This window comes from Chitinispirillales bacterium (assembly GCA_031254455.1).
GTDB lineage: Bacteria > Fibrobacterota > Chitinivibrionia > Chitinivibrionales > Chitinivibrionaceae > WRFX01.
Genome location: JAIRUI010000001.1, coordinates 1 through 8859 on the forward strand (window position 1 = coordinate 1; position 8859 = coordinate 8859).

Sequence of the window (8859 nt, forward strand, 5' to 3'; positions counted from 1 at the left end):
ACCGGCACGGTAACTGTCTCAGGCGGCAGGGTTGAGGCGTCCACCGGCTGCGCAGTTTTTAATAATGGAGGCGGTAAAATTACCGTGTCGAACACGGCGGTGGTTACATCGGCAAATACAGCACCAGCGCAAGGTACAATAAGCATTCCTTCCTTCGCTACAGGAACCGGCACGGGTCTTGAAATCACGGGCGGCACGGTGAGCAATACCTCCACCTCCGCCGACTCCCGCGCCGTTTACAACAGTTCGAACAAAAGCATCGTCATCAACGACGGCAGGATTTTGGCAACAAACGGATATGCCGTTTACAACGCTTCCTCCGGCTCGGTTGGTATTGACGGCGGCGTGCTGTTTGCCTACGGCGAAGACGAAAGCGACGTTATCTACGGCAGTCACTACACAATAGGTTTAGACGCGACAATAGTGGCGTGGGACAATGCGGCAGGAAACACGGAATACGATGTATTCTCAAGCGAAGATATTTTCGTATCCGCCGAAGCAACGGCAGTATGGGATACGCGAAACGGCATTGTATATGCCAATGGCGCAACAAACGGCATTATCCTTATTGAGGGCGTTACTGTGAAGAAGGGAATCCCGACTTACACAGTACCCACAGACCTAACGGCAATTTACGGGCAAACTTTGGCTAATGTTTTGCCTTTGCTTACGGGTGGATGGGAATGGATGAGTCCGGCAACGCTTGTCGGAGAAGTCGGAGAGCAAACGCACAAGGTGAAGTTTACACCGGATGATGTTGCCAACTACAACATTGTAGAGAACATTGACGTGAAAGTTGTGGTAAGCAAGGCTAATCCGGCATACACTGCCCCGAACGGTTTAACGGCAACTTATGGGCAAACCTTGAAGGATGTAACACCTGCGCTCACAGACGGCTGGTCGTGGATGAATCCGACAACATCAGTAGGCGCGGCAGGAGAACAAACCCACAAGGCGAAGTTTACACCGAGCGATGTCGCCAACTATAATGTTGTAGAAAACATTGATGTGAAGGTAATGGTAGGCAAGGCAACTCCGGCATACACTGCACCCGACGGCTTAACGGCAACAGTCGGGCAGACTCTGAAGGATGTTTTGCCTATGCTTACGGGTGGATGGTCTTGGATGGTTCCGTCAACACTTGTAGGAGCAGTTGGAGAACAGACGCACAAGGCGAAGTTTACACCGTCTGATATTGCCAACTACAACATTGTAGAGAACATTGACGTGAAGGTGGTGGTGTCGGCAGGTGGTGCAAACGCGGTCCTTAATAAGAAGGAGTCAAGCGGGCGCAGTGACATCAGACTGTCAAGCAACATAGTCTCTGAGAAGGCAGTTATCACTGTTGATTTACCGAATGGTGAGAGGGTTTCTCAGATTAAGGCGGTAATCTATGATAACATCGGCAATGTGGTGTTTGAAAAGACTGAGAGAGACGGTAGCATTACTTGGAATTTAACCAACAATGCAGGCAGAAATGTAGCTAACGGAACATATTTGATTGTGGTTGAAGCGAAAAACACAAACGGGAAGAGTTATCAGTATTCTACTAAGGTGGGTGTGAAACGGTAAGTGTGGCGCTGGATTGCTTCGCTTTGCTCGCAATGACGGAAGAAAGAAATCTATTCTTCGTCGTATCTTTGATAACCCATTGCGCTCAAAGCGTGGTCAATGCTTTCAAATTTTCCGGTTTTGGCATAGACGAAAGAAGAATCTACGTCAATTTTCGCAAGCGTTGCGGCGTCGTTTTGTAAATTATATATTTTATTCGGATTTACAAGCATAATTTGTTCGCCGCCAGTCGCTTTCTCCAATAAAACACTGCGCGCAAAACCGCCTTGACACCCAAAACTCCCCGCCGTGTATCTGACGCTCATTAATTTTCTCCGGCTGAATAATAGTTTTGCAAATATTGTTGCATTTTTAACGCTTCCGCGTAATTAGGATTGAATTTCAGCGCGTAAGCGACATGTTTTGCCGCTAAATCGTACAAGTTTTTCCCAAGCATCAATCCCGCTAAAATCGTGTGAGAAATATAATCGCTCGAATTTATATCTATCGAGGTCAAAAGATGGTCTATCGCGAGATTTTGTTCTTCTAATTTAATCAAAACTAAAGCGTATTGACGGTGCAGATATGAATTTTGCGAGTCTAAGTTCAGCGCTCTGTTAAAACATTCAGCCGATTTCAAATACTCTTTTTTTTCATAATAAATGTTTGCAATTTCCATAAGCGCGGGAAGATTAAGCGAGTTGTATTTCAGCGCTTCTTCCAAAAGTCCGGGCGCAGATTGTTTTTGATTCGTGTATGCAAAATAAAGTTCGCTGGAAATAATATCGCCTAAATTTATGTTGCGAATCGCATTTATTCCGTCTATATCTTTTTGCTGCGAAATTTCGGGAATCATAGTTGCGCCGATAGGCGATAAATACGTTTTTATATCATCGACAAACGGTTGGTTTTGTCTGTGCAACGCCGAATAGTATTCAAGTTTTGGAACGTTATCCGTAAAAATTTCACCGTCTTGCGACATTCTTGCCAAATCATTTCTATCACAAAGAAAACTTGCCGCTAAAATTCTCCTGTCCGAAAGCATATAGAGCGAACCGCCCCAATAACTCCATCGCAGATCTTCGACTACTTTTTCGTTTTGTGAAAAGATTTCCTGCGCTCTTTTTCCGCTCAAATTGCCGAATTCACCGTTTGTTCCGACAAGCAGAAATTCACTTCCGTTAAACCATAATTGTGAATTTGGAAACACGGATACAAATGTTTTAATTATTGATTTGAATACGGCAAAATCAAACGACGCAATAGGTACGAATTGTGTAATTATTCCGTCTTGGTTCAAACTTTTTTTTGCGTTTTCGTAAAAATCGACAGTGTAAAATCCGGAGCAATACGGACGAAAAATCTGCCCTATTTCAATCGAAATTATGTCATATTTTCTGTCGTTTCGGCGAATAGTTTTACGTCCGTCTTCAACAATAATTCTTACTTTCGGATTACTCAAGAAACCAACGTCAAATTCGCTTTTTGCAAAATCGAAAACCGATTCTTCAATATCCACACAAAACAAACCGTCTATTCCATAGTATAAAAATCTGCTTGCCGTAAGTCCCGTTCCAAAACCGATTAAAAGTATATTTTTAGGATCGTTTTTTGAAATTATCGATGGAATATGCGCAGCCATAATTTGTCGGGTTTTACGGTTTTCACCTTGCCATAAACGGTCTATTTCCATAGTTTTTATACCGTTCTTTGATGTAATTGAAACAATCGCTTCCCGTCCTTCTTTAAAATTCACTACCGTTTGTTTTTTATCAAAAGAAAGATAGTTCTTAATAAAATCAGCATAATTTTCTCTTCCTAAAAACAATGCCGCAAGCGGCAAAAGAATTATAACGATTGCAATTTTTTTTTGTGAATATTTAAGAATTGCAACGCTTCCTACGAGTATAGAAACTACAAACGCCAGAATTATCGTGTTTGCGATTCCAAAAATCGGCAAAAATAAAAATCCGCACATAATCGCTCCGAAAATGGAACCGACCGTATTTGCCGCCGACAAAATCCCCGCTGTTTTTTCGGCGGATTTTTTGACTATTTGTACTGTCGCCGGAAGCATCATTCCTGAAAACAGCGACGGTAAAAAAGAAATCAAAACCGTTATTAGCAGGATGGAAAGAATTGATTGATTTTTTGCGATATTCATCCAAAATCCAGCCGGATTTAATAGAAAAACCGTTGAAAAAACCGTACTCCAAACTATAGAAATAATTCCAAACCAGTTTAATTTTTGCGAAATCTTATCCGAAATCGCTCCAAAAATTCCCGCTCCAAGCGCAAGTCCGAAAATTACGCAGGAAATCGTTAAGGTATAAACAAAAATAGTATTTGTGATTATTAACGCCAAAAATCTGCTTGCGATTAATTCGGCAAGCATACCGTTAAATCCGACAAACGCGAACAAAAAAATCGGCAAAAACGGTATTTTTTCGTTGGAAACAATATTTTTTGCCGATTTTTTGAATAGAAATAAAGCCGAAACCGCGACCAAAATATTTATTCCGGAAGCGGTGAATATTGAGTTTCTAATTCCAATGTTTTGCAACAGTAAAAATCCCGTCAAAATCGCTCCGCAGACGGCTCCTAAAGAATTTACGGCATAAACGCCCGAAATTTGTTTTTCTGTAGAATTTTCTTTTGCAAGTCCGACCATAACCGGAAAATTCATTCCAATAAAAATCGCACTTACGCCTATACTTACGATATGCACAAAAACCGTTAAGATGTTGCCGGGTATATAAATTTTATTTAACAGCGTAAAAAGCGCGACACTTAACGCCCCGAAAATTCCGACCAAAAATTCCAATTTTGCGTATAACTTTGCATCAAATTTTCGCTCTTTTTTAACGATTAAGCAATTGCCAAGCGCCATTGCGCCAAAAAAAACGGCGGTAACCGCCGAAATCGCGGTAATCGAACTCCCGAAAATCTGTGAACTCCATCTAATCCAGCAAATTTGATAAATTAACGACGAGACTCCCGATAAAAAAAACAAAACGTTAGCCATTATTTTCCTCCGAATCCAAATTCAAAAGAGATTTTTACCCCGTTGTCGCTCGTGCCGCTCGACGGTTCGTGCGCATAGACTTTGTTGCCGCTATCGTCATAACCCAAATATATATCCGGACTTTGTTTGAATCCGTAATATTCGTGAAAATACAATACTTTCCACGCTCTATTTTGCACTAAATATTTTATAAATCCGAATTCAAATCGCCAACCGACTTTCCCGTCAATATCAAATTTAAACTTAAAATTTTGAATCGGCAAAATCATCGTCTCCCAAACCGGAATCGAAAACGACAACTCAGAAATAACGCCTAAACCTTGGCTGTTTTTGGTAACGACGGAAATTCCCGGATTTATTCTTAACCAATAATATTTTTCGGAAATATTAAGACCTATAGGACGTATCCAGCCGTTAAACGCTACGTCGGTATATAATTTAAAATTCACATTGGAATTGGCGATTGCCGAATAACCGATTTCTAAATTTTCCCCGTGAAAATAATTGTCTTTGTTTTCAATCTTTACAGGCCAGTAAATCAAACACGTATCCAATTTTTTTGACGGGTCTGTGGTTTGAAAAAGTATTTCCCCCTGAGAACTTCCGTCATAAGTATGGTTTACGGAACGCGAATAATTAAATTTCGCGCCAAACGACAACTTATTTTCCGGGTTGTAATATTTATATCCGATTTCACTGCCGGCGGTAAGACCGTATTCGTCACTTCGAGGGGTACCCTTTATAATAATGTTTGGGATTGACTGTTTTTCAAATTCTTCAGAATACGAAAATCTATATGCCAAAAGTGAGAATTCAAGCGAATGTCGGGATGGAAAATCCGAAAAAATTGTCGAAAAAATAAAAAAAATAAGTATCGCTACAGATTTTAATTGTTTCATTTATTATTACTCCTATTTTTTACATAAAATTTTGAACAAAACACGAAAATTAAAACGAATATACTATTTTTTGGAACTTATATGCGTACCTGTCGCATAAGTAAGATTTTTGCAATTGAAACAGCCGAAAATTAAAAATAGAGATCATAGAAACCGTGAATCAAAACCTAAAGGAACTATCAATAGTCCAAAGACGACATATTTCTCGCATTACTTAACGATGACAACGTCGTCGGTCGCTAAATAATAAAGGCTTCTTCCCGACATCTTATAACTGCTGATTACTCCGACTATACGAATTTTAGCATCTTTTTCAGGATAGTTGTTCGTTTTACCGTCATTGCACCTAAACTCAAACCCCGTCTTGCAGCATGCGGCGGCATCCGAGAACAGTATGAAATGGCTGCAGTCGATCGGTACATTCCCAGGACACCACGAGTCATATTCGCCTTCAATTTTCATAGTTTTCCCCAAATAATTTTCCGGCTTTGTAACTATGTTAAGCAACATTGCCTGCTGCATTACATCGCTTAGCGCTGTCAAATCCACATCTATTTTTTTACGGTTCTCCTGAGAACACACTGAAACGGCGCACGCACATATCAAAAACAGAAATAACGTTATATTTTTCATTATACTTTAACTCCTTTTGCAATAAAACCCGCCGTGCAAAATACCAAAAAGACGACTATATTCACGGCTACGATAGTAGAACCTACAGGCGTTCCCGCTAAAATTGAAATCAGAATACCAAATGCGGCGCACAGCACGGACACGACAGCCGAGCATATCGTTACAGCCTTAAAACTTTTGAATACGCGCATAGCGGAAAGCGCCGGAAATATTATAAGCGCCGAAATAAGCAGCGAGCCTACAAGATTCATAGCCAGCGCTATTACCACGGCGATAATGATTGCAAGAATAAGATTGTAAGTTTTCGCCTTTATACCTGTCGCGGCGGCGAACTCTTCGTCAAACGTTATTGCGAATATCTTGTGATAAAACAGTAAAAACACCGCTGTTACCAACGCCGACATTGCAACGCACAGGATTACGTCCGTAAGACTCAGCGTCAAGATAGACGTAGAACCGAACAGAGTAGTGCATACGTCGCCTGAAAGGTTTGACGATTTTGCAAAAAGGTTCATTATCAAATAACCTATCGCTAAGGCGGACACGGAAAGCATCGCTACTGCGGCATCCCCTTTAATTTTTGCGTTTTGTCCGGCGCACAGAAGCAATACGGCGGTTATTATCGTTACCGGCAAAACAAAAAACATATTGCTTGTCAAATTCATCGCCGCAGAAACTGCAACCGCGCCAAAAGCGACGTTGGAAAGCCCTGAGCCGATAAATGAAAAACGTTTTAACACAAGCGTTACGCCCAAAAGTGAAGAACAAAGCGCGATAAGAACGCCTGCGGCGAAAGCGTATTGGACAAACGAAAATTGAAAATACATAACTAATTTGTCAAGAATTTCTTCCATTATTTCTACCTTTTTCTGCCGAACCGACCTAAGCGCGCTTAGATTCGTTTTCAGTATATTCTTCTTTAGCGCCGAAAAAAAGCAACTTTTGCTTACCTGTATGAAGGATGTGTGATGCGTATTTTACAGAAGCGGCTACGTCGTGGGTAATCATTATTATAGTAATTCCACTGCGATTTAATTTACCAGTTAACTCATACATTTCGGCTGCCGCTTTTGGGTCAAGACCCGATACCGGCTCGTCCAACAAAAGAATTTTATCTGCGGCGCACAACGCTCGCGCCAACAACACCCGACGTTGCTGACCGCCCGACAGTTCCCGATAGCAGCGCGACGCCAAAGAATCTACGCCAAGCGTTTCCATGCTGTCTTTGGCAAGCTGCTTTTGCTCCTTGTTATAAAAAGGACGTAAACCGCAGCGGTTAAGACATCCCGACAGCACCACTTCTTTGACACTGGCGGGAAAATCGTCCTGTATCGCAGCCTGTTGCGGAAGATAGCCGATATTGTCGGGCTTGAGTCCGTCTCCCATTGTAACTCTGCCGGACATGGGAGACTTTAATTTTAACAACGCTTTCATAAGCGTAGTTTTACCCGAGCCGTTTTCGCCGACGATACAGAGGAAATCTTTGGCGTTCACCTTAAAAGAAATATCGTAAAGTACAATTTTTGTATCATACCCAAGTGTCAGATTAAGACATTCAAGTTGCGGCATATCGACTACATTCTCAATTCAGGGCGTTCTTTAAGACGTCCAGATTATTTTCCATTACGGAAAGGTATGTTATTCCATTAGCAACATCTTTCGAGGTAACCGACTGCATTGAATTAAGTATGAGAATCCGCTGATTTTTATCCTTAGTGTTTGCTATGACGGTTTTTGCGATAGATTGATCTGCGCTCTCGGTAACAATAACGTTACGCAATTTCAGTTCGTCAATCTTTTTGGCAAGAAAGATTATGGTCTCAAAACTCGCCTCTGTTTCCGCAGAACATCCGGTAAAGGCGGCAAAAGGCGTTAAACCGTAATCGTCGGTCATGTAACGGAAAGGAAAGCGGTCGCCAAACAGTACCGTTTTGACCGAAGCAGCCTCAGTAACCGCTTGGTATTGTGCGTTCAAAGACGAAAGTTTTTCAACGTATTGAGCCGAATTATCCCGATATACTTGTGCATTACCTGCGTCCAAAGACGAAATTGCGTCGGCTATTACAGGCAAAAGCGCAGCGGCGTTTTTCAACGAAAGCCATATATGTTCATCATACTCGGCTTCTTCTTCGTCTTCTACATCGCCATTCTCGGATTTCTCCGCTTCCATACCTTCTAAAGTCTCTTCAATCTTAGCCTTGTCGCCGAGCGATTCAAGTAAATTGATAACCGTCATATTCTTGTTAATCGCTCCTTTAAGCGCGTCATTCACCCATTCGTCTGACTCCCCGCCCACATAAATGAACAAATCGCAGGTAGATATTTTCGCTATATCGGCGACTGACGGCTGGTAACTGTGTAAATCTATTTTGTTGTCTAAAAGAAGAGTCAACTCCACTTTGTCGGCTTTATCCCCAAGTATTTGACGAACCCAGTCGAATTGAGGGAAAACTGTACAAACGATACTGGTTTCCTTGTTTGAGACTTTCTGCGATTTTTGTTTGCAAGCAAACAGTGTTAGTGTTAGTAATAAAGATGCAAGCGCCAAAACGGTAAAATACTTCATAGAGAAATCCTCCAAAAATAATGAATTAAAGTTGAACAGAAACGTTGCATTTCTCTTATAAAAATAATAATTTTGGTTCAATCCTAGTTAATGATAAAAAAATACCATGTTTTTATATAAAATACTATATTGCATTCACAGAGTGTACACATCTATAAAATCAAGATAATTTTAACGGATTTTCT

General features: G+C 41.2%; 9 protein-coding genes. 1 reads left to right on the forward strand and 8 read right to left on the reverse strand.

From position 1 onward, the window contains the following. Positions 1 to 206, reverse strand: a 206-nt coding sequence (locus LBH98_00005; protein ID MDR0303146.1) for a hypothetical protein, incomplete at its 3' end; no start/stop codon positions are given. Between LBH98_00005 and LBH98_00010 the strand changes: the two genes are divergently transcribed. After that, positions 199 to 1572 carry a hypothetical protein gene (locus tag LBH98_00010; protein MDR0303147.1) on the forward strand — a complete coding sequence of 458 codons (1374 nt, stop codon included), beginning with the start codon at positions 199 to 201 and terminating at the stop codon, positions 1570 to 1572. The genes LBH98_00005 and LBH98_00010 overlap by 8 nt on opposite strands. Before the next feature lie 50 nt (positions 1573 to 1622). On the opposite strand, the gene LBH98_00015 is transcribed toward LBH98_00010, so the two are convergent. The 7 genes from LBH98_00015 to LBH98_00045 form a co-directional block, all read right to left on the reverse strand. Beyond that, positions 1623 to 1877 (reverse strand): hypothetical protein, encoded by a 255-nt coding sequence (locus LBH98_00015; GenBank protein MDR0303148.1) that lies wholly within the window; start codon positions 1875 to 1877, stop codon positions 1623 to 1625. Further along, positions 1877 to 4576, reverse strand: coding sequence for a fused MFS/spermidine synthase (locus LBH98_00020; protein MDR0303149.1), 2700 nt, complete (start codon positions 4574 to 4576; stop codon positions 1877 to 1879). The genes LBH98_00015 and LBH98_00020 overlap by 1 nt, the downstream gene beginning before the upstream one ends. After that, positions 4576 to 5475 (reverse strand): hypothetical protein, encoded by a 900-nt coding sequence (locus LBH98_00025; GenBank protein ID MDR0303150.1) that lies wholly within the window; start codon positions 5473 to 5475, stop codon positions 4576 to 4578. The genes LBH98_00020 and LBH98_00025 overlap by 1 nt, the downstream gene beginning before the upstream one ends. 210 nt (positions 5476 to 5685) lie before the next feature. After that, positions 5686 to 6108, reverse strand: coding sequence for a hypothetical protein (locus LBH98_00030; protein ID MDR0303151.1), 423 nt, complete (start codon positions 6106 to 6108; stop codon positions 5686 to 5688). Continuing rightward, on the reverse strand, positions 6108 to 6962 hold the full coding sequence (locus LBH98_00035) for a metal ABC transporter permease (protein ID MDR0303152.1): 855 nt from the start codon (positions 6960 to 6962) through the stop codon (positions 6108 to 6110). Before LBH98_00035 ends, LBH98_00030 begins: the two co-directional genes overlap by 1 nt. Before the next feature lie 28 nt (positions 6963 to 6990). Then, a complete protein-coding gene (locus LBH98_00040; protein MDR0303153.1) occupies positions 6991 to 7677 on the reverse strand; it encodes an ABC transporter ATP-binding protein in 687 nt (228 codons plus the stop codon). A 13-nt stretch (positions 7678 to 7690) separates the two neighbouring features. After that, entirely contained in the window at positions 7691 to 8674 is a 984-nt protein-coding gene (locus LBH98_00045; GenBank protein MDR0303154.1) for a metal ABC transporter substrate-binding protein, read from the reverse strand. Between the last annotated feature and the right edge of the window lie 185 nt (positions 8675 to 8859).